We start from the raw sequence: 22,209 nt of genomic DNA, 5'->3' as shown, positions 1-22,209 counted from the left end.
GCGCCCGAAACGGCGCGGCCTCCGACGTTTCAGCCAGCCACGGAGCGCGTGATGAACAAGATCGAGCCGACCGTCACCCCGCCGGCCAAGGCCTCGGGCCCGGCATCCTCCGAGGCTGTGATCGTGCCGCCCGCGCCGCCCCCGGCGCCGAGCATGGCCGAGACCGCCGCCCGCGCCGCCGAGGCGCGCCCGGGCGAGAGCGATCCGCGCAAGCTCGACCAGCTCTCGCGGATCGAGGAGAAGGCGGCCCGCATCGAGGAGAAGTTCGCGCGCTACGAGGCGGTGCTGACCCGCGCCGAGACCTCGCTGGAGCGCAGCGCCCAGAAGGTCGATCTCGCCGCCGGCGCGCTCGACTTCGCCGGCTTGCGCGAGGAATTCACCGCGCTGCGCCAGCGCGTCAACGCCACGCCGCGCTTCGGCGCGCTGCTGCTGACCGGCGTCGTCACGGCGCTGATCACCGTGCTGCTGACGGTGCTCGCCCTGAAATACGGCGTGCCCGGCCTGCTCGGCCCGGTCGTCCGCCCCTGATCCACCTCTCGAGACCGCCAGCGCCGGGGACGTCCGACATGCCTGCCTTCCGTACACTCGACGACGCCGATCTCGCCGGCAAGCGCGCGCTGGTGCGTGTCGATCTCAACGTCCCGATGGAGAACGGCGCGGTCAGCGACACCACCCGCATCGATCGCATCCTGCCGACGATCCGCGAGCTGTCGCAGAAGGGCGCCAAGGTCGTCCTGCTCGCGCATTTCGGCCGGCCCAAGGGCCGCGACGACAAGAACAGCCTAAAGCAGGTCGTGCCGGCCTTGGCCCATGCGCTCGGTCAGCCGGTGATCTTCGTCGAGGACTGCATCGGCGAGGCGGCCGCCAAGGCGATCGCGGCGGCGAAGAACGGCGAGGTCCTGCTGCTGGAGAACACCCGCTTCCACGCCGGCGACGAAAAGAACGATCCCGATTTCGTCCGGGCGCTGGCCGCCAATGGCGATCTCTACGTCAACGATGCCTTCTCGGCGGCCCATCGCGCGCATGCCTCGACGGAAGGCCTCGCCCATGTGCTGCCGGCCTATGCCGGGCGCACCATGCAGGCCGAGCTCGAAGCGCTCTCGGCCGGCCTCGACAACCCGTCGCGGCCGGTGATGGCGATCGTCGGCGGCGCCAAGGTCTCGACCAAGCTCGACCTGCTCGGCAACCTGGTGAAGAAGGTCGACGTGCTGGTCATCGGCGGCGGCATGGCCAACACCTTCCTCGCCGCCCGCGGCGTCGATGTCGGCAAGTCGCTCTGCGAGCACGATCTCGTCGGCACCGCCCGCGAGATCGAGGCGAAGGCGAAGGAGGCCGGCTGCGAGATCCTGCTGCCGGTCGATGCGCTGGTGGCGCGCGAGTTCAAGGCCCATCCCGGCCATCGCGTCGTGCCGGTCGGCGAGGTCGCGGCCGACGAGATGATCCTCGACGCCGGCCCGCTCAGCGTCGCCGAGGTGGTGCTGAAGCTCGCGACGATGAAGACCGTGGTCTGGAACGGTCCGTTCGGCGCCTTCGAGCTGCCGCCCTTCGACACCGCGACGGTCACCGTGGCGCGCGCCGTGGCCGAGAAGGTCAGGGCCGGCACGCTGGTCGCGGTCGCCGGCGGCGGCGACACGGTCGCGGCGATGAACCATGCCGGCGTGGCCGACGACCTCACCTATGTCTCGACCGCCGGCGGCGCCTTCCTCGAATGGATGGAAGGCAAGGCCCTGCCGGGCGTCGAAGCGCTGCGGGCGCGGTGAAGCGCCACCTCGTCATCGGCGGTTTTCATGTCCTCGTCGCCGGGATGGCCACTCTCGCCGTCCTGGTGACCGCCGATCTGACCGGCTGGCAGGGCCCGCGCTGGCTGGCGATCGGGGCCGTGGCCTTCATGCTCGCGCCGGTGATGCCGGCGCTGGGCGAGCGGCTCTACCGGCGCTGGTTCGCCTGACGGAGAGGGCGGCGGCGGGCGCGGTATTCGCCTGTCGCCATTCACCTTTCCGCCGCTCGCCCTTTGCGAAACCGCAGGGATGGCCCTACATCCCTGCCTGAACGACCAGTGCTGAACGGGAGGACACAAGTGGCTCGGATTACGCTTCGCCAACTGCTCGACCATGCCGCCGAGAACGACTACGGCGTGCCCGCCTTCAACATCAACAACATGGAGCAGGCGCTGGCGATCATGGCGGCCGCCGATGCCACCGACGCTCCGGTGATCATCCAGGCCTCGCGCGGGGCGCGCTCCTACGCCAACGACGTCATGCTGAAGCACATGATGGACGCGGTGACCGAGATCTATCCGCACATTCCGGTCTGCGTGCATCTCGACCATGGCAACGAGCCTTCGACCTGCATGACCGCGATCCAGGCCGGCTTCACCTCGGTGATGATGGACGGCTCGCTCAAGGCCGACGGCAAGACGCCCGGCGACTGGGACTACAATGTCGGCGTCACCCGCAAGGTGGTCGAGATGTCCCATCTCGGCGGCATCTCGGTCGAGGGCGAGCTCGGCGTGCTCGGTTCGCTGGAGAGCGGCGAGGGCGAGAAGGAGGACGGCCACGGTTTCGAGGGCAAGCTCAGCCACGACCAGCTGCTGACCGACCCCGATGAGGCGGTGAAGTTCGTCGCCGAGACCAAGGTCGACGCGCTGGCCATCGCCATGGGCACCTCGCACGGCGCCTACAAGTTCACCCGCAAGCCGGACGGCGCCATCCTCGCCATGCACGTCATCGAGGAGATCCACCGCAAGCTGCCGAACACGCATCTGGTGATGCACGGCTCCTCCTCGGTGCCGCAGGACCTGCAGGACGTGATCAACCAGTATGGCGGCAAGATGCCCCAGACCTGGGGCGTGCCGGTCGAGGAGATCCAGCGCGGCATCAAGCACGGCGTCCGCAAGATCAACATCGACACCGACAACCGCATGGCGATGACCGGGCAGATCCGCAAGATCCTGTCCGAGAACCCCGGCGAGTTCGATCCGCGCAAGTATCTCAAGCCCGCCATGGAGGCGATGACCGCCCTGTGCAAGCAGCGCCTGCAGGAGTTCAACACCGCCGGCCAGGCCTCGAAGATCAAGCGCGTCGCGACCCTGGCCGAAATGGCCAGGCGCTATGCCAAGGGCGAACTCGACCCGGCGATGGGCTGAGCCGTCGCGCGCCGAGCCGCGCGCGGCGCGGCAGGCCAAGACAGCAACGCCCGGCCGTCAGGCCGGGCGTTCGTCGTTTCGGGAGAGGTGTTGAAGGCGAAAGCCCGTCCGGGATCAGGCGACGCGGTTCTGCCGGCTGAGCGACTCGAAGGCCTCGGCCAGCGTTCCGGCGCGTTCGGCAAGGGTGCGGGCGAGGGCGAGCATTTCGGCGATGCCTGCGCCGGCGGCTTGCGCGGAATCGTTGACGCTCGCAATAGCCTGCGCGACCTCCTGCGTGCCCTGCGAGGCCGAGCTGATGCTGCGCGCGATCTCGCTGGTGGCGGCGCGCTGCTCCTCAACGGAACTGGCGATCGTCAGGGTCGTCTGGTCCATGTCGCCGACGAAGCCGACGATGCTCTCGATCGCCTGGACGGCCTCCTGCGTCGCCGACTGCATGGCGGGCACCTGCGCCGCGATCTCGTCGGTCGCCCGCGCGGTGCGCGAGGAGAGCTGCTTGACCTCCTGCGCCACGACGGCGAAGCCACGCCCGGCCTCGCCGGCACGTGCGGCCTCAATGGTGGCGTTGAGCGCCAGCAGGTTGGTCTGCTCGGCGATGTCGCGGATCAGGCCGACGATCGAGCCGATGGTCTGCGCCGACTGGGCGAGCTCCTTGACGATCGCCTCGGTGCGCCGCGCGGCCGTGCTGGCGGCGTGGGCCTTGGTGGTGGCGCGCGCGACCTCGCCGGAGATCTGGGTCAGCGAGGTCGAGAGTTCGCCCGCGGCGTTGGCGATGCTGCCGACATTGTCGGAGGCCTCGTCGGAGGAGCGGGCGGCGGCGACCGCCTGCATGCCGGTCTCCGCGACGACGCCGTTCATGGTGTGCGCCATGGTCTCGACGATGCGGGCGCTGTCGGTCACCGCGCCGACGACGTCGCTGACCGTGACCTCGAAGGCGGCGATCTCGCTGCGGATGCGCTCGCGGTTCTCGCGCTGGACGTGGGTATAGGTCTCCAGCAGCAATTCGAGGTCGAGCTGCACCGCCTTCTGCAGCGCGGCGCGCAGGGCGATGCGGCGGTCGTATTCGCGAGCATTCCAGAGATGGCTGAGCCCGGCGAGGCCGTCGCGCAGCAGGCCGAGCTCGTTGCCGATCGCGTTGACCACGATGGCATGGCAGATCGCCACCGCATGCGGCTGGACGCCATTGTCGTTGAACATCGTCGCCAGAGCGCGCGCCGATTCCACATAGCCGTGGTCGAGATCGCCCGAGAGCAGCCTGATCCAGTGCGAGAGACGCAGCGCGTGGACCGCCGGGCGCTGCATCGCGGCCTTGACCTCCGGCCAGGGCTCGAATTGCGCATGCAGCTCCGTCAGGAGCGTCGGCAGACGGCTGCGTGCGAAGCCGGCCTGCTGCCGGAGAAGGCCGAGGTCGACCTCGTCGATCCGGAAGACCTTCAGGCGTGTGGCATGCTCTACGATGGCGTTCGTCATGCGCACAGGGATGGTCCAGTCAGCGGTCTCGCTCGGGACACTGTGCGCAGTTCGCGAACAAAGGCTTAAGCCTCGCGCCGACAACGACGCGCGCGGAAATCGGGCCGCCGCGCTTGCCTCGTACCGAGCCGGCTGGGTATAAGCCGCGCGAGCGAAACCGCGGAGATCGGGGCGCATGGCCGGCCATTCACAGTTCAAGAACATCATGCACCGCAAGGGCAAGCAGGATGCGGTGCGCTCCAAGCTGTTCTCGAAACTGGCCCGCGAAATCACCGTCGCCGCCAAGATGGGCATGCCCGACGTCAACATGAACCCGCGCCTGCGCATGGCGGTTCTCGCCGCGCGGGCCGAGAACATGCCCAAGGACAATATCGAGCGCGCCATCAAGAAGGCCGCCGGTGCGGACGGCGAGAACTATGACGAGGTTCGCTACGAGGGCTATGGCCCCGGCGGCGCCGCCGTCATCGTCGAGGCGCTGACCGACAACCGCAACCGCACCGCGTCCGCCGTGCGCTCCTACTTCACCAAGTCCGGCGGCGCGATGGGCGAGAGCAACTCGGTCTCGTTCATGTTCAACCGGGTCGGCGAGATCAGCTATCCGCCGGAGGCCGGCGATGCCGACACGGTGATGGAGGCCGCGATCGAGGCCGGCGCCGACGACGTGCAGAGCGACGAGAACGGCCACACCATCCTGTGCGCCTTCGACAGCCTGAACGATGTCTCCAAGGCACTCGAGGCCGCGCTCGGCGCGCCGGCCTCCGCCAAGCCGGTCTGGCGCCCGACCACGACCGCGCCGCTCGACGAGGACAAGGCCGCCTCGATGATGCGGCTGATGGAGGCGCTCGACAATGACGACGACGTGCAGAACGTCTTCGCCAATTTCGAGATCGCCGACGACGTCATGGCGAAGCTCAGCGGCTGAGCCGCCGACCGGCGCAGACGGATTTCGCAAAGGCCGGGCCTCGTCCCGGCCTTTTTTGCGTTTCAGCGCCAGGAAAACCCGTCCCAGAGTGGCAGGCTCGTCAGCGCGCTCATCAGGATCAGCGCATAGGCGATGCGCCGGAAGGTGGTCTCCGAAGCGAGGCCGAAGGCGTGCGTGCCGGCCCAGAGCCCGGCCCCGTAGAGCAGGAAGAGCGGCAGCGCCATCGTCAGCGCCGCCATGGTCAGGATGCCCTTGGCGGCCAGCATCGCGCCGCTGATCAGCGTGGCCAGGCCGAAATAGGTCTGGAGGTTGGCGCGGGTCTTGAAGCGGTCGTTGCGCTGGGCGCCGAGCCAGAACACGGCGAGCGGTATGCCGCCGACGCTGGCGAGCCCGTTGAACAGACCCGAGAGCGCGCCGACGCCCAGCGAGAGCGGCACGCCCGGCCGGCCATGGTAGCGCCAGCCCGAGGCGAGCACCGCGACGGCCGCCAGCACCATGGCGGCGAGCAGCCAGCGCATCGTCCCCGGGGCGAGCCAGACCAGCAGGGACAGCCCGATCGGGATGGTGACGGTGGCGGCGACCAGCAGCGGCACGACCTCGCCCCATTCCGCCTTGCGCGCGGAGCGCAGGCCGAGCGGTAGGGAAAACGGCGCATCGACCACCCAGATCAGCGCGAGCGCGCCGACCGGCCCGAGCACGGTCGAGGCGAGCGGCATGAACACCATGGCGAAGCCGAAGCCGGTGAAGCCGCGCACCAGCCCGCCGAGCAGCGTGGCGAAGGCGAGCCAGGCGATGCCGTCCGCCGAGAGGCCCGGGAAGAAGAGGGAGAAGGCCGCCGGCATGGGGTCCGTCCGTTGGGGGGCGGACACCCTCCGGCCTCGCGCGGGCGCCGGCAACCCCCTCCGGCGTGGCGGGGCGATGTGCCTTCCGCATCGCGCCGGCGGCGCGGGCGTGCTTTAGCTAGCGGCCATGACCGCCGCGATTCGCATTCTCGGCCTCGATCCCGGCCTGCGGAAGACCGGCTGGGGCCTCGTCGTCAGCGAGGGGACGAGGCTGTCCTTCGGCGCCTGCGGCGTCGTCGAGAGCGACGACAAGCGCCCGCTGGCCGAGCGGCTGCGCCAGATCCATGCCGGGCTCGAGAGTGTCATCAAGGCCCAGGCGCCGCACGAGGTCGCGGTCGAGGAGACCTTCGTCAACCGCGATCCGCAATCGGCGCTGAAGCTCGGCCAGGCGCGGGGCATCGCGCTGGTGGTGCCGGCGCTCGCCGGGCTCGACGTCGCCGAATACGCCGCCAATCTGGTCAAGAAGACCGTGGTCGGCGTCGGCCATGCCGACAAGAAGCAGGTGCAGGCGATGATCCGCGTGCTGCTGCCCAAGGCGGTGACGACCAGCGCCGACGCGGCCGACGCGCTCGCTATCGCCATCTGCCATGCCCAGCATCGCGGCGCGCGCGAATTGCTGGCGCGGCATCAGGCCTTGAAGGCGTAGAGGTCGCGGTCGGGATCGTCGCGGCCGGTCAGCGCCGCGCGGACGATCTCGGCACCGATGCGGCTGTAGGTGATGCCGTTGCCGCCGAAGCCCATCACCGCCCAGCAATTGTCGAGGCCGGGCAGCGGGCCGATGGTCGGCAGGCCGTTGCCGGAGGCGCCGAACGTCCCCGTCCAGGCATAGTCGACCTCGGTCGAGACCCCGGGCAGCAGGGCGGCGAGCTTGCGCTGCAGGGTCTTCGTCTTCTCGGCGATCAGCGCGTCGCGCTTGTCCTCGTCGACGAAATCCTCGTCCTCGCCGCCGCAGATGATGCGGCCGTCACTGGTTGTGCGCATGTAGAGATAGGGATCGGACGCCTCCCAGATGAAGCAGCGCTCGGGCCAGAGCCGGCGCGTCTGCGGCACGGTCGCCATCGCCCAGGTCGAGATCGCCTGATGGCCCTTCGGCGCCTTGCCGAGCGGGATCTCGTAGCCGGTGCAGAACACGGCATGGCGGGCGCGGATCAGCCCGCCGGCATCTGTCTTCAGCCGGACCGAGCGCGGGCCGGTATCGGCCTCGACGATCTCGACCGGGCAGGAAAGCCGCGCGCCGCGTGCGATCGCCGCGCGCAGGAAACCGGCGGCGAGCAGGCGCGGGTCGAGCTCGATATTGTCGAAGCCGAGCAAAGCGGCTTCGCGGGCGATGCCGAAACGGGCCTTCAGCGCCGCGGCGTCGAGGAAGCGGGTCTCCAGCCCGGCGCGCCGGCGCGCCTCGCCCTCGCGTTCGAGCCCGGTGGCGTCGAGCACGTCGCCTGCGAGGTAGAGCGAGTCGCGCGGGCGCATCGGGCTGAGGCCGAGATCGCGGATGCGGGCGCCGAGTCCGTCCAGCGCTAGCCGCGAGCGGCGCCAGGCGCGGACCGCATCGGCCTCACCGATCTGGCGGGAGAGCAGGGTCAGCGGCTGGTCGATCTCGTATTGCAGCAGGGCGGTGCTCGCCACCGTCGAGCCCTTCACCGGGCCGCGGCGGTCGACGATCAGCACGGAGAGCCCGGCGTCGCTGAGCGCGTCGGCGACCATCGCGCCGGAAATCCCGGCGCCGATCACCACGACGTCGGCCTCGGCCTTGTCGCTCAGTCGCGTGGTTTCGATCGCGGGCAGGCGCCTGTCCTGCCACGGGCTGCGCCCCGTGCGCAGGTCGCGTCGTCTGGTCAGCATGATGCTCCCCCCATTCGCGGTGGAGAACGCGCGGCCCGCGGGTTTGATCCGCCTGATGACGGCGCCGCAACCATGCTATCAGTCGTGCATGATCGGAAAGCTCAAGGGCCTCATCGATTCCTATGGCGAGGACTTCGTCATCGTCGACGTCCAGGGCGTCGGCTATGTCGTGCAGTGCTCGTCGCGGACGCTGCAGCGCCTGCCGGCGATCGGGGAGGCGGCGTCGCTCTCGATCGAGACCCATGTCCGCGAGGACGCCATCCGCCTCTACGGCTTCCTCTCGGATGTCGAGCGCGACTGGTTCCGCATGATGCAGATGGTGCAGGGCGTCGGGGCCAAGGTGGCGCTGGCGATCCTCTCGACGCTGGAGCCGGCGGCGCTGGCCACCGCGATCTCCAGCGGCGACAAGGCGGCCGTGGCGCGCGCGCCGGGCGTCGGCCCCAAGCTCGCCCAGCGCATCTGCGCCGAGCTCAAGGACAAGGCGCCGGCCTTCGGCCATGTCGATCCCGGTGTGGCGCAGCTCGCGGGGGCGCTGGAGGACAAGCGCCTGCCGCAGCCGGTGGCCGACGCGGTCTCCGCCCTGGTCAATCTCGGCTATCCGCAGGCGCAGGCCGTGGCCGCGGTCGCCGCCGCCTCGCGCGAACTGGGCGACACGGCAGGCACGGCGCAGCTGATCAGGCAGGGGCTCAAGGAACTCGCGAAATGACGCGGGACGACGAGCAGGTCCGCGAGATCGTCGACAAGGATGCGTTCCTCGCCGTGATGATGCGGCAATGGGGCTCGCATCGCATGATGATCGGGCTGCGCCTGTATGACTGCGCCGAGCTGCCCCTGCTCGGCCTGTTCTCGGCGGAGGGCAGGCTGCTCGCGGCGGCGAGCTGGTCGCCCGATGGCGAGATCGCCGTGCTCTGCGCCCTGCATGCGCTCACCGAAGGCCAGGGCGCGGCCGTCCGGCTGCTCGAGCAGGTGAAGATCGCCGCGCGCCGCAGCGGTGCCCGCAAGCTGCGGGCGATGCTGACCAACGACAACATGCCGGGGCTCGCCTTTTACCAGAAGCAGGGCTTCCGCTTCTCGGCGCTCTATGTCGAGGCGATCGACACCTACCGATCGGTGATTCCGACGATCATCAAGACGGGCTATCAGGACATCCCGGTGCGCGACGCGCTGGAGCTGGAGATCGGGTTGTGAGCGAGCCGAAGCGGGCGGGTCTGATGACGGCGGAGAAGCGGGAGGACGATGGCGACGTCTCGCTGCGGCCGCTTTCGCTCGCCGACTTCACCGGCCAGGCGGCGGCACGCGCCAATCTTCAGGTCTTCATCAATGCCGCCAAGAGCCGCGGCGACGCGCTCGACCATGTGCTGTTCGTCGGCCCGCCCGGCCTCGGCAAGACAACGCTGGCGCAGATCGTGGCGCGCGAGCTCGGCGTCAGCTTCCGTTCGACCTCGGGGCCGGTGATCGCCAAGGCCGGCGACCTCGCAGCCCAACTCACCAATCTCGAAGAGCGAGACGTGCTCTTCATCGACGAGATCCACCGGCTGAACCCGGCGGTCGAGGAAATCCTCTATCCGGCGATGGAGGACTACCAGCTCGACCTGATCATCGGCGAGGGCCCGGCGGCGCGCTCGGTCAAGATCGACTTGCCCAAGTTCACCCTGGTCGGGGCGACGACGCGTGCCGGCCTGCTGACCACGCCGCTGCGCGACCGCTTCGGCATCCCGATCCGGCTGCAGTTCTACACGGTGGAGGAGTTGCAGGGCATCGTGGCGCGCGGCGCCCGCGTGCTCGGCGTGCCGATGTCGGATGACGGCGCCAACGAGATCGCCCGCCGTTCGCGCGGGACGCCGCGTATCGCGGGGCGCTTGCTGAGACGGGTGCGCGACTTCGCCATCGTCGACGGCGACGCCATCGTGACGCGCAAGGTCGCCGACAAGGCGCTCGGCCTGCTCGACGTCGACGGAATCGGCCTCGACCAGATGGACCGGCGCTATCTCACCAGCGTGGCGCTGAAATTCGGCGGCGGCCCGGTGGGGATCGAGACGATCGCCGCCTCGCTGTCGGAGCCGCGCGACGCGATCGAGGAGATCATCGAGCCCTTCCTGCTCCAGCAGGGCTTCATCCAGCGCACGCCGCGCGGGCGCCTGCTGACGCCGCACGCCTTCCGCCATCTCGGCCTGCCTGAACCGTCGCGCGAAGCCGGGCAGTTCGGCCTCTTCGCCGACGAGCCGGGCGACTGACAGCGGAGACGCGCCCTGACGCCGACAAGCTGGCTGCTGTCGAGACCGGGTCCATGGAGGGATTGCGATGAGATCGCCTGTTTCGCCGGCGCTGCTCGCTGGCGCTCTGCTGTTCGCAGCAAGCGCCGCAGGCGCGGCCGAGCCGACGCCGGACGCGACCGTGCGCAAGGCCTATGAGATCACGCGCAAGACGCTGGACGGCGGCGGCGAGCCGCCCTGGCGCCCGCCGCATCGCGACGCGCTGATGAGCAAGGGGCTCGCGGAGCTGTTCGCCCGCGACGACCTCTACCAGGACGAGAGCGGCGAGATGGGCCATATCGGTGCCGACCCCTTCATCCAGCGGCAGGATGGCGAGGTAAAGAACCTCAAGCTCGCGGTGACGCGCGCACCGGCCGCCGGCAAGGCGCAGGTGACGGCGCGCTTCGTCAGCTTCGGCAAGCCGGTCTCGGTGGTGTTCAGCCTGGTCGACGAGGCCGGCTGGCGCATCGACGATATCGGCACCGGCAAGGACAGCATCCGCCGCGACCTGTCGCAGCCCTATGATTGCGGCTCCTTCATGCACAAGCCCTGCAAGCGCTGACGCTCCGGCCGGCGCAGCCGCCCTCTCCAGGGGATAGGCGGGCCGCGCGGTCCGTCATCATGAGCGTCACTGCCGGGCGAACTTGGCGCGCTGCATCGCCGGATGCTGGCCGGCATGGTCGAGGGCGCCGGAGGGCGCGGTCTTCTCGTTGGGATTGGGCTGCATGCCCTCGTTGGGCGTGCGGCTTTCGGGGATCTCGGCCTGGGTCTCGGCCTCGGCCGCCTGCTTCATCTTGAGGGCCCGGCGGGCCTTCTCGAGCTGGGTCGCCTGCTTCAGTTTCTTCATCGTGTTTCGTCTCCTCTCGCGGTTTCAACCGGCGAAGAGCGCGCGTGTTCCGTAGCGGGAGGTGTAGCGGCGGTTGTTCGGATGGCGGCGGGCGGGCTACACAGCGCGGCGCCGCCGCCTGCCCGGGAGCCGACATGGCCGACACGCACCGCATCTCCGTCCGCGTCTATTACGAGGACACCGACTTTTCCGGCGTGGTCTATCACGCCTCCTATCTGCGCTTCATGGAGCGCGGGCGCACCGAGCTGATCCGCGCGCTCGGCATCGCCCAGCGCGAGCTGTTCGACGGCGCCGACGCGCTCGGCTTCGCGGTGCGGCGGATGGCGATCGACTATCTGCGCCCGGCGGTGATGGACGACCTGCTCACCATCGAGACCACGGCGACGCTGGCGCGCGGCGCCACCATGGAGCTCGCCCAGCGCGTGCTGCGCGGCGAGGAGGTGCTGGTGACCGCCGCCGTGACCGTCGCCTGCGTCGGCGGCGGCCGGCCGCGGCGGATTCCGGACGGGCTGCGCCAGCGGCTCGGGCTGGAGAGCTGATCGCCGGCATGTTAGCGATCCTCACATGAGACCTTTCGACGGCGAACGGCGCGGCTATCATCACGGCAACCTCAAGGAGGAGCTGGTGCGCGCCGCGCTCCACCTGATCTCCCAGAAGGGGCCGAGCGGCTTCACCGTCGCGGAAGCTGCGCGCCTGGCCGGGGTCAGCCCTACCGCGCCCTACCGCCATTACCGCGACAAGACCGAATTGATGGCCGATGTGGCGACGCGCGGCTTCGGCGCTTTTGAAGCGGCGCTGCAGAAGGCCTGGGACGATGGCCGGCCCAAGCCCTGGGAGGCGTTCCGGCGCATGGGACAGGCCTATATCGCCTTCGCCCGCGAGGAGCCGGCCTATTACTCCGCGATGTTCGAGGCCGGCGTGCCGATGGAGGCCGCGCCCGCGCTGCGCCTCGCCGCCGATCGCAGCTTCCAGGTGCTGCGCCATGCCGCCGAGGTGCTGATCGGCACGCTGCCCGCGGAGCGTCGGCCGCCGGCGCTGATGGTGGCGCTGCATGCCTGGGCCAGCGCCCATGGCATCGCCAGCCTGTTCGAGCGCGCCGATGGCGGGCGCCGCGTGCTGCCGATGTCTTCGGCCGAGCTGCTGGAGGCCAACATGCTGATCTATCTGCAGGGCCTGGGTCTGGTCAGGGACTGAATGCCTCCCCATCTTGACAGCGAAACCAGCCGCTCCTAGCTATGTGAATGTGACTAACATTGACATGGTCGCGAACTGGGATGTGGCACCTGAACCGAGCGAGGGCGTCGATGCCGATCGTGATGAAGCTTGACGAATATGGAAAAGGGGCCTGGCTTGCCTTCGCGGTGCTGGGCTTCATCCTGTGGTGGCCGCTGGGTCTGGCGACCCTGGCCTTTATGTGGGGATCCGGACGCATGGCATGCGGAATGGGCGGCGCTGGCCGCTACGAGCACAAGATGAGCCGCCTGCAGGAGAAGATGGACCGCCTGCGCGAGCGCATGGGCGGCGAGCCGCGCGGCTTCGGCCGCTGGGGCGGCCCGCCCTCGAGCGGCAACCGCGCCTTCGACGAGTACCGCGAGGAGACGCTGCGCCGGCTCGAGGACGAGCAGCGCGAGTTCCGCGACTTCCTGGAGCGGCTGCGCATGGCCCGCGACAAGGCCGAGTTCGACCAGTTCATGAACGATCGCCGCCGCGGCGGCGACGTGGCCGAGACCGCGACCAGCGCCTGAGACACCAGCCGACCCGGCGCCTGCCGTGACGACCGCGGCGGCCCGCCTCCCTCCGGAGGCGGGCCGTTTGCGTTTCCGGGTCCGCCCCTGAGTCGCCGGTCGGCACGGCCGCCTGCGACCTGCGCTGTTCGCGAGGACCCTGCCGCCACGACTCTGCTGCAGGGCAGCATTGCCATAACGGGATATTAACCACGCAGGTCGTTAACCTTCACGGGGCCTTAAGCGGAAACGGGGCCTTTGGCGCACCGAACAGACGCCGTTCGGCCCATCTTTCGCCGGAATCAGGGGTGATTGATGGCCTCGGCATATCCCCGGAGCGCAGATCGGGCAGCGACGTGACCTCACGTCGCGCCCAGTTGGCTGTGCGGACACCGGATGTGTTCGCACCGGTCAGGCAGAAGGATGTGAGGATGAACCCCGCTGCGGAGATCGCGCAGGCTGCGCCGCAGATCGACATGTCGTTCTGGACCCTGTTCTGGCACGCTCACATCGTCGTGAAGATCGTCATGCTCGGCCTGCTCGGCGCATCCGTCTGGTGCTGGTCCATCATCGTCGACAAGACCCTGCTCTATCGGCGCACCCGCCGCGACATGGATGCCTTCGAGGAGGTGTTCTGGTCGGGTCGCTCGCTGGAGGAACTCTATCGCGAGCTGTCCAACCGCCCGGTGAACGACATGGCGGCCATTTTCGTCGCGGCGATGCGCGAGTGGAAGCGCTCCTTCGAGAATGGCGGCCGCTCGGTCGCCAGCCTGTCCCAGCGCATCGACAAGGTGCTCGACGTCACCATCCAGCGTGAGACCGAGCGGCTCGAATCCAAGCTGCTCGTGCTGTCGACGGTGGCGTCGGCGGCGCCCTTCATCGGCCTGTTCGGCACGGTCTGGGGCATCATGCACTCCTTCACCGCCATCGCGGTCTCCAAGAATTCCTCGCTGGCCGTCGTCGCCCCCGGCATCGCCGAGGCGCTGTTCGCCACCGCGATCGGCCTGTTCGCCGCGATTCCCGCCCTGATGGCCTACAACAAGCTGCAGGCCGAAGTCGCCAAGGCCCAGGGCCGCCTCGAAGCCTTTGCCGACGAGTTCTCCGCGATCCTGTCGCGGCAGATCGACGAGCGGCTGGCCGCGTAAGGGGCGTCGCAGCATGGGCATGTCAGTCGCATCCGGCGCCAAGGCCGGGGGACGCCGCGGGCGGCGCAGCCGCCGCCACGGCGCCATCGCCGAGATCAACATGACGCCGTTCATCGACGTCATGCTGGTGCTGCTCATCATCTTCATGGTGGCCGCGCCGCTGCTGGCGACGGGCGTTCCGATCGATCTGCCGCAGACCGGCGCCAAGCCGATCAATGTCGACCAGAAGCCGATCACCATCGCCATCGACGATAAGGGCCAGATCTTCCTGCAGGACCAGCCGACGCTGGAGCCCGACCTCGTGCAGAAGCTGCAGGCCATCGCGGCCCAGGGCTTCGACGAGCGCATCTATGTGCGCGGTCACAAGCAGGTCGACTATGGCCGCGTCGCCTCCGTGATGGCGACCATCACCAGCGCCGGGTTCAAGCGCGTGGCCCTGGTGACAGAGCCCAATTCGCGTTGAACGAGAGGATCGCGTCGCGGTGATGATCTCGCGTTCCGAACCGGGTCTGGCGATTTCCGCCCTCGGCCACGTGACCTTCCTGGTCGCGGGGCTGGTGGCGTTCTCGTCGACGACGCCCCTGCCGGAGCATATCGAGACCATCGCGGTCGAGGTGGTGGATCCCTCCGCGATTAACCAGGTGACGCGCGGCGAGCGCAAGGCCGAGAAGGTCCAGGAGCAGCCGGTGCCGCGCGCCGAGCGCCAGTCGGAAGTGGTCGAGCGCAAGGAGCCCGGCGAGGAGAAGCAGGACACGCCGGCCCCGCCGACGCGCCCGGCCGAGCTCAAGGTCGCCGAGGAGAACGCCGCCGCGCCGATGCCGCCGGCCCGGCCGACGCCGCGTCCGACCCCGCCGGCCGACACCGCCGCCCAGGCGAAGCGGGCCGAGGCGGCGGCGCAGAAGGCCGAACAGGAACGCCGCGAGGAGCTGGCGCGCCTGGCCGACGAGGCCGAGCGCGAGAGCAAGGCCAAGCAGGCCGAGGAAGAGGCCAAGGCCGCCGCCAAGGCGAAGGCGGAAGCCGAGGCGCGCGCCAAGGTGGAAGCCGCCAAGGCCGCCAAGGAGAAGGCGCAGGCGGAAGCCCGCGCCAAGGCCGAGGCCGAGCAGAAGGCCAAGATCGCCGCCGAGGCCAAGGCGAAGCGCGAGGCGGAAGCCAAGGCCAAGCGCGAGGCCGAACTCGCCAAGAACTTCAACGCCAACGATATCGAGAAGCTGCTGCAGTCCAAGGAGCAGGCGCGCTCCACCGGCTCCAGCGCGCCGCAGCCCAACCGCACCGCCTCGCTGGGTACGCGCACCGGCTCCTCGCAGAAGCTCTCGCCCTCGCTGCGCGCCCAGCTGATCGGCATCATCGAGGAACAGCTCCACAAGTGCTGGAGCGTGCCGATCGCCCTGCAGAACGCGCCGCGGCCGATCGTGCCGCAGGTCCGCATGCGCCTCGACACCGACGGCTCGCTCGTCGGCCAGGCCAGCGTCACCAACTCCTCGTCGGACCCGCTCTTCCGCGTCGCCGCCAACTCGGCGCTGACGGCAACCCGGCTCTGCTCGCCGCTGCGCATTCCCGCGCAGTTCGCCGCCTATTACGACGATTGGCGCGACGTCATCGTCAATTTCGATGCCAGGGACGTACTGTGACCGCCATGGACAGAATTCCCGCGATTTCCGCCCGCCGGCCGCTGCTTGCCACGCCGACCCGCCGCCATCTGCTCGCGCTCGGCGGCGCCGCGCTCGCCGCGCCGACGCTGATGGTGCCGGCCGCCCGCTCCGAGCTGGTGATCGACCTGCGCCGCGGCACCTTCCAGCCCATGCCGATCGCCATCGCCGATTTCGCCGGCGAGTCCGGCAGCGTCGTCTCGGGCATCATCGCCAACAATCTCAAGCGCTGCGGCTATTTCCTGCCGATCGAGAAGGCGCGCCATCCCGAGAAGAACCCGCCTTTCGACGCGGCTCCGCAATTCGACGCCTGGAGGGCGGCGGGCGTGCAGGCGCTGGTCACCGGCCGCGTCTCGCGCGATGGCGGCCGGCTGCGCGCCGAGTTCCGGCTCTGGGACGTGCTGGCCGGCCAGCAGATCGACGGGCAGCAATACTTCACCGATCCGAACAATTCGCGCCGCGTCGGCCACATCATCTCGGACGCGGTGTTCAGCAAGGTCACCGGCTTCGGCGGCTTCTTCGACACGCGCGTCGTCTTCGTCGACGAGTCGGGGCCGAAGGAGAACCGCCGCAAGCGCCTCGCCATCATGGACCAGGACGGCGCCAATGTGCGCTATCTGACCGCGGGCGAGGTCTCGGTGGTGACGCCGCGCTATTCGCCGGTGGCGCAGGAGGTCACCTACATGGCGCAGCGCACCGGCGAGCAGCCGCGCGTGCATGTGCTCAACATCGAGACCGGCCAGCGCCAGGTCGTCGGCAACTTCCCCGACATGACCTCGAGCCCGCGGTTTTCGCCGAACGGTGCGCGCATCGCGCTCAGCCTGCAGCAGGGCGGCAACGCCAATCTCTACCTGATCGACATCGGCTCGCGCACCACGACGCGGCTGACCTCGACGCCGGCGATCGACACCTCGCCCTCCTTCTCGCCCGACGGGACGCAAATCGTCTTCGAGAGCGATCGCGGCGGCTCGCAGCAGCTCTATCTGATGGGCGCCGGCGGCGGGGAGGGGCAGCGCATCTCCTTCGGCCAGGGTTCCTATTCGCAGCCGACCTGGTCGCCGCGCGGCGACCTGATCGCCTTCACCCGCCAGGGCGGCGGCGCCTTCTCGATCGGCGTGATGAAGCCGGACGGCTCGGGCGAGCGCATCCTGACCGAGGGCTTCCACAACGAGGCGCCGAACTGGGCCCCGAACGGCCAGTACATCATGTTCTTCCGCGATCCGGGCGGGCAGTCGGGCGGCAAGCTCTACATGGTCGACGTCACGGGGCGCGTCGAGGTGCCGGTGCCGACGCCGAACTTCGCCTCGGACCCGACCTGGTCGCCGCTGCTGACGGCGGCGCGCTGACCGTGTGGCTGTGGCATTCCCGCAACGCTCGCGGGAATGCGGGCCTCCGCCACAATTCGTTAACCATGCGCCGCAATGCCGCCATTTCGACTTGATTTGGCAAGGTCTCGTTTAGGTTGACACATCATTGATGCTCGAACGCGCGTCGCCGGTACAGGGCACGCCCCGCGTTCGACAGCCCGGAGATTTCACATGCTCGCGTCCTTCGCCGCCAGCGCTCGTCCAGCCCGCTTCGCCTTCGCCCTGGTCGGGGCGCTCGCGCTGGGCGCCTGCGCCAAGACCAACGACCAGAACGCCAGCGGCTTCGGCGCCGGCGGTGCCGCCACGCCCGGCACGGCCCAGGACTTCGTCGTGAACGTCGGCGATCGCGTCTTCTTCGAGACCGACTCGACCGACCTGACGCCGACCGCCGTCGCCACGCTCGACAAGCAGTCGCAGTGGCTGGGCCGCTATCCGCGCTACACCTTCACGATCGAGGGGCATGCGGACGAGCGCGGCACCCGCGAATACAACTTCTCGCTCGGCGCCCGCCGCGCCCAGACCGTCCGCGACTACCTCGCCTCGCGCGGCGTGCCGGCGAACCGCATGCGCACCATCTCCTATGGCAAGGAGCGCCCGGTCGCGGTCTGCAACGACATCTCGTGCTGGTCGCAGAACCGCCGCGCGGTCACCGTACTCGACGGCGCCGGCGGCGTCTGATCACGGCGACCCGCCCGCCCAAGACGGGCCGGTGCCGCTGCCGCGGCGCCGGCCCTTTCACATTTTGGCCGCGTCGGCGCGCCATGGTAGGCTCGATGACGAACAGGATGCGGTGTCTCGAACGATGACGGTGTTTGCGATGGGCGTTTCGCTGTTGAAACGGAAGGTGCTCGGGCTGGGGTTCGGCGTGGCGTTCGCCGCGCTGGCGCTGGGCGCGCCGCCGGTGGCCGCGCAGGACGCGGCCGACCTGCTGGTCAGGACCACGCGGCTGGAGAACCAGCTGCGCCAGCTCTCGGGCCAGATCGAGCAGCTGCAGTTCGAGAACCGCCGGCTGACCGACCAGCTGCGCAAGTTCCAGGAGAACGTCGAGTTCCGGCTGTCGGAGCAGGGCGGCAAGCCCGGCGCCGCGCCGGCCGCTCCGCCGCGCCAGCCGGCGCGCGATCGCCGCAGCGAACTCTCGGACCCGGCCATGCAGCCGGGTTCGCCCGGTGCGCCGCGCCAGATGGGGCAGATCGGCCAGATCATCGACGACGAGTTCTCCGGCAATCCGACACCTGGGCAGGGCCCGCTCGACATCTCCGGTGTCGGGCGCGCCGTGCCGCAGGGGGCGCTGCCGCCGGCTGCCCAGGCCGGGCCCAGCGTCGCCGCGACGGGGCAGGCCGCCTCTCCGCGCGCCATCTACGACGCCGCTTACGCCCATGTCGTACGCAAGGAATACGAGCAGGCCGAGATGGGCTTCCGCCAGTTCCTGCAGAGCTATCCGCGCGACCGGCTGGCGCCCGACGCCACCTTCTGGCTCGGCGAGAGCTATTTCCAGCGCCAGCTCTACCGCGAGGCGGCCGAGCAGTTCCTGCGGATCAGCCGTGACTATCCCAAGGCCGGCAAGGGCGCCGACAGCATGCTGAAGCTCGGCATGTCGCTGAACGGCCTCGGCGCGCGCGACCAAGCCTGCGCCACCTTCGCCAAGCTCGGCTCGGATTATCCCGCGGCCTCGAGCTCCGTGCGTCAGAGCCTCCTGCGCGAACAGCGCCGCGCCCGCTGCGCTTGAGCGCGCAGCTGCGTCCGGCTGCTTCGGCCGGCGCCCTCACGGCCGCCGAGGCTGAAATCCTGTTCGCATCGCTCGCGGCCGAGCCGAGCCTCCTCGTCGCGGTGTCGGGCGGCCCGGATTCCGTCGCGTTGCTCGCCCTTCTCGCCGAATGGGCGGTGGCAGGGCAGGGGCGCCCGCTGCTCCATGCCGCGACCGTCGATCATGGGCTGCGCCCGGAAGCCGCCGAGGAGGCGGTGGCCGTCGCCGCGCTCTGCGCCCGGCTCGGCTTGCCGCACCGCATCCTGCGCTGGCAGGCCGATGGCCCGGTCGATACGGCGCTGCAGGCGCGGGCGCGCCAGGCCCGCTACGCGCTGCTCGCCGAGACGGCGCGCGCCCTCGGCGGGGCGGCGCTGGTGACGGCGCATACGCTGGACGACCAGGCCGAGACGCTGCTCATGCGCATGGCTGCCGGGTCGGGGCCGGCGGGCCTCGCGGGCATGCGTGCATGCAGCCGGCGCGACGGTGTCACCATTCTGCGGCCGCTGCTCGGCATCGCCAAGGCGCGGCTGGTCGCGAGTTGCGCGGCGCGCGGGCTGCCCTCTGCGCGCGATCCATCGAATGACGATCCGCGCTTCGCCCGGGTGCGTTGGCGGGCCCTGACGCCGTTGCTGGCCCGCGAGGGTTTGACCGCGGGCCGGCTCGCGACGCTGGCCGGCCGGCTCGCGCGGGCCGATGCCGCGCTGGAGCAGCGGGTCGCCGTGCTGCTGCCGCGGCTGTGCGCGCCTCGTGGCGCGGAGCGTATCGTCGACATGGCCGCACTCGCCGCCGAGCCGGACGAGATCGTGATCCGCCTGCTCGGTCATGTTCTCGCTGACGGGGATGAGGAGACGGCGGCGCCGGCGCGGCTGGCGCGGCTGGAGGCCTGCGCGCTGGCGCTCGCCGAAGCGGCGCGGCAGGGGAGGTCCCTGCGGCGGACGCTGGGCGGCCTGATGCTCGGTCTCTCCCGGCAGGGGCGCCTCGTCGTCGGCGCCGAGCCGCAGCGACGCAGAGGCGTTCACCCTGACGGGAAGAAGCCGGGGCGGGACGCGAGGTCGCGCAAGGCTTCCCTTGGCAACGACCTGTCAGCCACCTAGATTAGACCCTGATTATCACAGGCTCGCCGCATCTCCGCTGGCGGGCGGATCGGAACCCTGATGAATCCGAATTTCCGCAATTTCGCCCTCTGGGTGGTGATCTTCCTGCTGGTGCTCGCACTGGTCACGCTGTTCCAGAGCCCGAGCCAGCGCGCCAGCACCAACGAGATCCCCTACAGCCAGCTGATCAACGAGTCCGATGCCGGCCGTATCACCAGCGTGGTGGTCGCCGGACAGGAGATCTCCGGCACCTTCACCGACGGGCGCAGCTTCGTGACCTATGCGCCATATGGCGACCCGGCGCTGCTGAAGACGCTGGCCCAGAAGGGCGTGCAGGTCTCGGCCCGCGCGCCGTCCGAAGGCACGCCGTGGTTCATGGCGCTGCTGGTCAATTCGCTGCCCTTCGTGATCTTCATCGGCCTGTGGATCTTCATGTCCCGCCAGATGCAGAACGGCGCCGGCCGGGCGATGGGCTTCGGCAAGTCCAAGGCGAAGCTTTTGACCGAGGCGCATGGCCGCGTCACCTTCGAGGACGTCGCCGGCATCGATGAGGCCAAGGAAGACCTGCAGGAGATCGTCGAGTTCCTGCGCGATCCGCAGAAGTTCCAGCGGCTGGGCGGGCGCATTCCGCGCGGCGTGCTGCTGGTCGGCCCGCCCGGCACCGGCAAGACCCTGACGGCGCGGGCCGTCGCGGGCGAGGCGAACGTGCCGTTCTTCACGATTTCGGGCTCCGACTTCGTCGAGATGTTCGTCGGAGTCGGCGCCAGCCGCGTGCGCGACATGTTCGAGCAGGCCAAGAAGAACGCGCCCTGCATCATCTTCATCGACGAGATCGACGCGGTCGGCCGTCATCGCGGCGCCGGCCTCGGCGGCGGCAATGACGAGCGCGAGCAGACGCTGAACCAGCTGCTCGTCGAGATGGACGGCTTCGAGGCCAACGAGGGCGTGATCATCATCGCCGCCACCAACCGCCCCGACGTGCTCGACCCCGCGCTGCTGCGCCCGGGCCGCTTCGACCGGCAGATCGTGGTGCCAAACCCCGACGTCGCCGGCCGCGAGAAGATCCTGCGCGTCCATGTCCGCAAGGTGCCGCTGGCGCCGGATGTCGATCTGCGCATTCTCGCCCGCGGCACGCCCGGCTTCTCCGGCGCGGACCTGATGAACCTCGTGAACGAGGCCGCGCTGCTCGCCGCCCGCCGCGGCAAGCGCATGGTGACGCATCTCGAATTCGAGGACGCCAAGGACAAGGTCATGATGGGCGCCGAGCGCAAGTCCATGGCCATGTCGGAGGAGGAGAAGAAGCTGACCGCCTATCACGAGGCCGGCCACGCCATCGTCGGCCTCTACGTCCCGGCCGGCGTGCCGGTGCACAAGGCGACGATCATCCCGCGCGGCCGCGCGCTCGGCATGGTCAAGTTCCTGCCCGAGGGCGACCGCTACTCGATGAAGTTCAAGGAGTTCACCTCCCAGCTCGCGGTCGCCATGGGCGGGCGCGTCGCCGAGGAGCTGACCTTCGGCAAGGAGAACATCACCTCCGGCGCCACGGGCGACATCCAGCAGGCGACCAAGATGGCCAAGGCCATGGTCACCCAGATGGGCTATTCCGAGGAGCTCGGCCTCGTCGCCTATGGCGATAATCAGGAGGAGGTCTTCCTCGGCATGTCGATGGGCCGCAGCCAGAGCCTCTCCGAGGCGACGGCGCAGAAGATCGACAGCGAGGTGCGCCGCCTGGTCAACCAAGGCTATCTCGACGCCAAGGAGATCATCACGAAGCACCATGACGAGTTCGTCATGGTCGCCGAGGCGCTGCTCGAATACGAGACGCTGACGGGTGACGAGATCCGCGACCTGATCGCCGGCAAGAAGCCGCAGCGCGACGCCGACGACACCCCGCACGCCCCGCGTGGTCCCGCCGTGCCGAGCGCCGGCAAGGGCCGCAAGCGCGACGAGCCCGATGCCGGGCTGGAGCCCCAGCCCCAGGCCTGAGCCGGGCGCGTATCGATCGGATCAGGGCGGCCTCGCGGCCGCCCTTTTTCGTGGGTGGTGGCGCAGTTGCACTGGGGAGCCCGCCGCTCGCCGCCGCTGGCGATGCGTCAGGCGGGCGATGCCGTCGAGGAGCGTCCGCGCCGTGCGGCTTCGGCGCAGCTGCCGTTCTGCCACCGCCGCGCGCGCAAA

25 protein-coding genes are annotated in these 22,209 nt (G+C 69.7%); 21 read left to right on the top strand and 4 right to left on the bottom strand.

The genetic code is table 11. The annotated features are described in order from the left end of the window. Positions 1 to 51 precede the first annotated feature (51 nt). The 4 genes from ABE438_RS09795 to fba all read left to right on the top strand — a co-directional run bounded on the left by ABE438_RS09795 (position 52) and on the right by fba (position 3,145). Positions 52 to 528, top strand: coding sequence for a hypothetical protein (locus ABE438_RS09795; protein ID WP_346502422.1), 477 nt, complete (start codon positions 52 to 54; stop codon positions 526 to 528). 38 nt (positions 529 to 566) lie between these two features. After that, on the top strand, positions 567 to 1,760 hold the full coding sequence (locus ABE438_RS09790; RefSeq protein WP_346502421.1) for a phosphoglycerate kinase: 1,194 nt from the start codon (positions 567 to 569) through the stop codon (positions 1,758 to 1,760). Continuing rightward, complete coding sequence (locus tag ABE438_RS09785; protein ID WP_346502420.1) at positions 1,757 to 1,948, top strand: hypothetical protein; 192 nt, start codon at positions 1,757 to 1,759, stop codon at positions 1,946 to 1,948. The genes ABE438_RS09790 and ABE438_RS09785 overlap by 4 nt, the downstream gene beginning before the upstream one ends. 129 nt (positions 1,949 to 2,077) lie before the next feature. After that, on the top strand, positions 2,078 to 3,145 hold the full coding sequence (gene fba, locus ABE438_RS09780) for a class II fructose-bisphosphate aldolase (protein WP_346502419.1): 1,068 nt from the start codon (positions 2,078 to 2,080) through the stop codon (positions 3,143 to 3,145). 114 nt (positions 3,146 to 3,259) lie between these two features. Here fba and ABE438_RS09775 read toward each other — a convergent pair whose 3' ends face one another. Continuing rightward, entirely contained in the window at positions 3,260 to 4,612 is a 1,353-nt protein-coding gene (locus ABE438_RS09775; protein ID WP_346502418.1) for a globin-coupled sensor protein, read from the bottom strand. 175 nt (positions 4,613 to 4,787) lie between these two features. On the opposite strand from ABE438_RS09775, the gene ABE438_RS09770 reads away from it, so the two are divergent. Continuing rightward, positions 4,788 to 5,534 (top strand): YebC/PmpR family DNA-binding transcriptional regulator, encoded by a 747-nt coding sequence (locus ABE438_RS09770; RefSeq protein ID WP_346502417.1) that lies wholly within the window; start codon positions 4,788 to 4,790, stop codon positions 5,532 to 5,534. A gap of 62 nt (positions 5,535 to 5,596) precedes the next feature. On the opposite strand, the gene ABE438_RS09765 is transcribed toward ABE438_RS09770, so the two are convergent. Further along, positions 5,597 to 6,376, bottom strand: a complete 780-nt coding sequence (locus tag ABE438_RS09765; RefSeq protein ID WP_346502416.1) for a sulfite exporter TauE/SafE family protein — start codon at positions 6,374 to 6,376, stop codon at positions 5,597 to 5,599. A gap of 127 nt (positions 6,377 to 6,503) precedes the next feature. On the opposite strand from ABE438_RS09765, the gene ruvC reads away from it, so the two are divergent. Further along, positions 6,504 to 7,022 carry a crossover junction endodeoxyribonuclease RuvC gene (ruvC, locus tag ABE438_RS09760; RefSeq protein WP_346502415.1) on the top strand — a complete coding sequence of 173 codons (519 nt, stop codon included), beginning with the start codon at positions 6,504 to 6,506 and terminating at the stop codon, positions 7,020 to 7,022. Here ruvC and ABE438_RS09755 read toward each other — a convergent pair. Further along, complete coding sequence (locus ABE438_RS09755; RefSeq protein ID WP_346502414.1) at positions 7,004 to 8,215, bottom strand: NAD(P)/FAD-dependent oxidoreductase; 1,212 nt, start codon at positions 8,213 to 8,215, stop codon at positions 7,004 to 7,006. The two genes, ruvC and ABE438_RS09755, sit on opposite strands and share 19 nt — an antisense overlap. Before the next feature lie 88 nt (positions 8,216 to 8,303). On the opposite strand from ABE438_RS09755, the gene ruvA reads away from it, so the two are divergent. The 4 genes from ruvA to ABE438_RS09735 all read left to right on the top strand — a co-directional run bounded on the left by ruvA (position 8,304) and on the right by ABE438_RS09735 (position 11,029). After that, a complete protein-coding gene (gene ruvA / locus ABE438_RS09750) occupies positions 8,304 to 8,921 on the top strand; it encodes a Holliday junction branch migration protein RuvA (RefSeq protein ID WP_346502413.1) in 618 nt (205 codons plus the stop codon). Continuing rightward, positions 8,918 to 9,403 (top strand): GNAT family N-acetyltransferase, encoded by a 486-nt coding sequence (locus ABE438_RS09745; RefSeq protein ID WP_346502412.1) that lies wholly within the window; start codon positions 8,918 to 8,920, stop codon positions 9,401 to 9,403. Before ruvA ends, ABE438_RS09745 begins: the two co-directional genes overlap by 4 nt. A gap of 23 nt (positions 9,404 to 9,426) precedes the next feature. Beyond that, complete coding sequence (gene ruvB, locus ABE438_RS09740) at positions 9,427 to 10,449, top strand: Holliday junction branch migration DNA helicase RuvB (RefSeq protein ID WP_346502606.1); 1,023 nt, start codon at positions 9,427 to 9,429, stop codon at positions 10,447 to 10,449. 67 nt (positions 10,450 to 10,516) lie between these two features. Then, positions 10,517 to 11,029: a YqhG/Tai3 family protein gene (locus tag ABE438_RS09735; RefSeq protein ID WP_346502411.1), complete on the top strand. Its 513-nt coding sequence runs from the start codon at positions 10,517 to 10,519 to the stop codon at positions 11,027 to 11,029. A gap of 66 nt (positions 11,030 to 11,095) precedes the next feature. Here ABE438_RS09735 and ABE438_RS09730 read toward each other — a convergent pair whose 3' ends face one another. After that, positions 11,096 to 11,314, bottom strand: a complete 219-nt coding sequence (locus tag ABE438_RS09730; RefSeq protein WP_346502410.1) for a hypothetical protein — start codon at positions 11,312 to 11,314, stop codon at positions 11,096 to 11,098. Between the two features lie 134 nt (positions 11,315 to 11,448). On the opposite strand from ABE438_RS09730, the gene ybgC reads away from it, so the two are divergent. The 11 genes from ybgC to ftsH all read left to right on the top strand — a co-directional run bounded on the left by ybgC (position 11,449) and on the right by ftsH (position 22,020). After that, positions 11,449 to 11,853 (top strand): tol-pal system-associated acyl-CoA thioesterase, encoded by a 405-nt coding sequence (ybgC, locus tag ABE438_RS09725; protein WP_346502409.1) that lies wholly within the window; start codon positions 11,449 to 11,451, stop codon positions 11,851 to 11,853. Between the two features lie 25 nt (positions 11,854 to 11,878). Then, entirely contained in the window at positions 11,879 to 12,508 is a 630-nt protein-coding gene (locus ABE438_RS09720) for a TetR/AcrR family transcriptional regulator (RefSeq protein ID WP_346502408.1), read from the top strand. A gap of 110 nt (positions 12,509 to 12,618) precedes the next feature. Further along, complete coding sequence (locus ABE438_RS09715; RefSeq protein ID WP_346502407.1) at positions 12,619 to 13,059, top strand: DUF2852 domain-containing protein; 441 nt, start codon at positions 12,619 to 12,621, stop codon at positions 13,057 to 13,059. Between the two features lie 410 nt (positions 13,060 to 13,469). Further along, entirely contained in the window at positions 13,470 to 14,183 is a 714-nt protein-coding gene (gene tolQ, locus ABE438_RS09710) for a protein TolQ (protein WP_346502406.1), read from the top strand. A 13-nt stretch (positions 14,184 to 14,196) separates the two neighbouring features. Beyond that, positions 14,197 to 14,646: a protein TolR gene (gene tolR / locus ABE438_RS09705; protein ID WP_346502405.1), complete on the top strand. Its 450-nt coding sequence runs from the start codon at positions 14,197 to 14,199 to the stop codon at positions 14,644 to 14,646. Between the two features lie 22 nt (positions 14,647 to 14,668). Further along, a complete protein-coding gene (tolA, locus tag ABE438_RS09700) occupies positions 14,669 to 15,811 on the top strand; it encodes a cell envelope integrity protein TolA (protein WP_346502404.1) in 1,143 nt (380 codons plus the stop codon). Between the two features lie 5 nt (positions 15,812 to 15,816). Then, positions 15,817 to 17,175 carry a Tol-Pal system beta propeller repeat protein TolB gene (gene tolB, locus ABE438_RS09695; protein WP_465248593.1) on the top strand — a complete coding sequence of 453 codons (1,359 nt, stop codon included), beginning with the start codon at positions 15,817 to 15,819 and terminating at the stop codon, positions 17,173 to 17,175. A gap of 192 nt (positions 17,176 to 17,367) precedes the next feature. Continuing rightward, on the top strand, positions 17,368 to 17,874 hold the full coding sequence (gene pal / locus ABE438_RS09690; RefSeq protein WP_346502403.1) for a peptidoglycan-associated lipoprotein Pal: 507 nt from the start codon (positions 17,368 to 17,370) through the stop codon (positions 17,872 to 17,874). A gap of 151 nt (positions 17,875 to 18,025) precedes the next feature. Continuing rightward, on the top strand, positions 18,026 to 18,922 hold the full coding sequence (gene ybgF, locus ABE438_RS09685) for a tol-pal system protein YbgF (protein WP_465248597.1): 897 nt from the start codon (positions 18,026 to 18,028) through the stop codon (positions 18,920 to 18,922). Continuing rightward, complete coding sequence (tilS, locus tag ABE438_RS09680) at positions 18,919 to 20,034, top strand: tRNA lysidine(34) synthetase TilS (RefSeq protein ID WP_346502401.1); 1,116 nt, start codon at positions 18,919 to 18,921, stop codon at positions 20,032 to 20,034. The genes ybgF and tilS overlap by 4 nt, the downstream gene beginning before the upstream one ends. Positions 20,035 to 20,094: 60 nt before the next feature. After that, positions 20,095 to 22,020 carry an ATP-dependent zinc metalloprotease FtsH gene (gene ftsH, locus ABE438_RS09675; RefSeq protein WP_346502400.1) on the top strand — a complete coding sequence of 642 codons (1,926 nt, stop codon included), beginning with the start codon at positions 20,095 to 20,097 and terminating at the stop codon, positions 22,018 to 22,020. Positions 22,021 to 22,209: the final 189 nt, after the last annotated feature.

This window comes from Allobosea sp. TWI1241 (assembly GCF_039673065.1).
Taxonomy (GTDB): domain Bacteria; phylum Pseudomonadota; class Alphaproteobacteria; order Rhizobiales; family Beijerinckiaceae; genus Allobosea.
This window is presented reverse-complemented; position numbering and strand designations above follow the sequence as displayed.

Bases quoted from the DNA above. Each gene is read 5' to 3' on its own strand.
- ABE438_RS09765 (WP_346502416.1), bottom strand. From the start codon at position 6,376: ATGCCGGCGGCCTTCTCCCTCTTCTTCCCGGGCCTCTCGGCGGACGGC.
- ABE438_RS09755 (WP_346502414.1), bottom strand. From the start codon at position 8,215: ATGCTGACCAGACGACGCGACCTGCGCACGGGGCGCAGCCCGTGGCAG.
- ABE438_RS09775 (WP_346502418.1), bottom strand. From the start codon at position 4,612: ATGACGAACGCCATCGTAGAGCATGCCACACGCCTGAAGGTCTTCCGG.
- ABE438_RS09730 (WP_346502410.1), bottom strand. From the start codon at position 11,314: ATGAAGAAACTGAAGCAGGCGACCCAGCTCGAGAAGGCCCGCCGGGCC.
- ybgC (WP_346502409.1), top strand. From the start codon at position 11,449: ATGGCCGACACGCACCGCATCTCCGTCCGCGTCTATTACGAGGACACC.
- tolQ (WP_346502406.1), top strand. From the start codon at position 13,470: ATGAACCCCGCTGCGGAGATCGCGCAGGCTGCGCCGCAGATCGACATG.
- ABE438_RS09745 (WP_346502412.1), top strand. From the start codon at position 8,918: ATGACGCGGGACGACGAGCAGGTCCGCGAGATCGTCGACAAGGATGCG.
- tolR (WP_346502405.1), top strand. From the start codon at position 14,197: ATGGGCATGTCAGTCGCATCCGGCGCCAAGGCCGGGGGACGCCGCGGG.
- ruvB (WP_346502606.1), top strand. From the start codon at position 9,427: ATGACGGCGGAGAAGCGGGAGGACGATGGCGACGTCTCGCTGCGGCCG.
- tolA (WP_346502404.1), top strand. From the start codon at position 14,669: ATGATCTCGCGTTCCGAACCGGGTCTGGCGATTTCCGCCCTCGGCCAC.
- ABE438_RS09720 (WP_346502408.1), top strand. From the start codon at position 11,879: ATGAGACCTTTCGACGGCGAACGGCGCGGCTATCATCACGGCAACCTC.
- ABE438_RS09770 (WP_346502417.1), top strand. From the start codon at position 4,788: ATGGCCGGCCATTCACAGTTCAAGAACATCATGCACCGCAAGGGCAAG.
- ABE438_RS09795 (WP_346502422.1), top strand. From the start codon at position 52: ATGAACAAGATCGAGCCGACCGTCACCCCGCCGGCCAAGGCCTCGGGC.
- tolB (WP_465248593.1), top strand. From the start codon at position 15,817: ATGGACAGAATTCCCGCGATTTCCGCCCGCCGGCCGCTGCTTGCCACG.
- ftsH (WP_346502400.1), top strand. From the start codon at position 20,095: ATGAATCCGAATTTCCGCAATTTCGCCCTCTGGGTGGTGATCTTCCTG.
- ABE438_RS09790 (WP_346502421.1), top strand. From the start codon at position 567: ATGCCTGCCTTCCGTACACTCGACGACGCCGATCTCGCCGGCAAGCGC.
- ABE438_RS09715 (WP_346502407.1), top strand. From the start codon at position 12,619: ATGCCGATCGTGATGAAGCTTGACGAATATGGAAAAGGGGCCTGGCTT.
- pal (WP_346502403.1), top strand. From the start codon at position 17,368: ATGCTCGCGTCCTTCGCCGCCAGCGCTCGTCCAGCCCGCTTCGCCTTC.
- ABE438_RS09735 (WP_346502411.1), top strand. From the start codon at position 10,517: ATGAGATCGCCTGTTTCGCCGGCGCTGCTCGCTGGCGCTCTGCTGTTC.
- ruvA (WP_346502413.1), top strand. From the start codon at position 8,304: ATGATCGGAAAGCTCAAGGGCCTCATCGATTCCTATGGCGAGGACTTC.
- ruvC (WP_346502415.1), top strand. From the start codon at position 6,504: ATGACCGCCGCGATTCGCATTCTCGGCCTCGATCCCGGCCTGCGGAAG.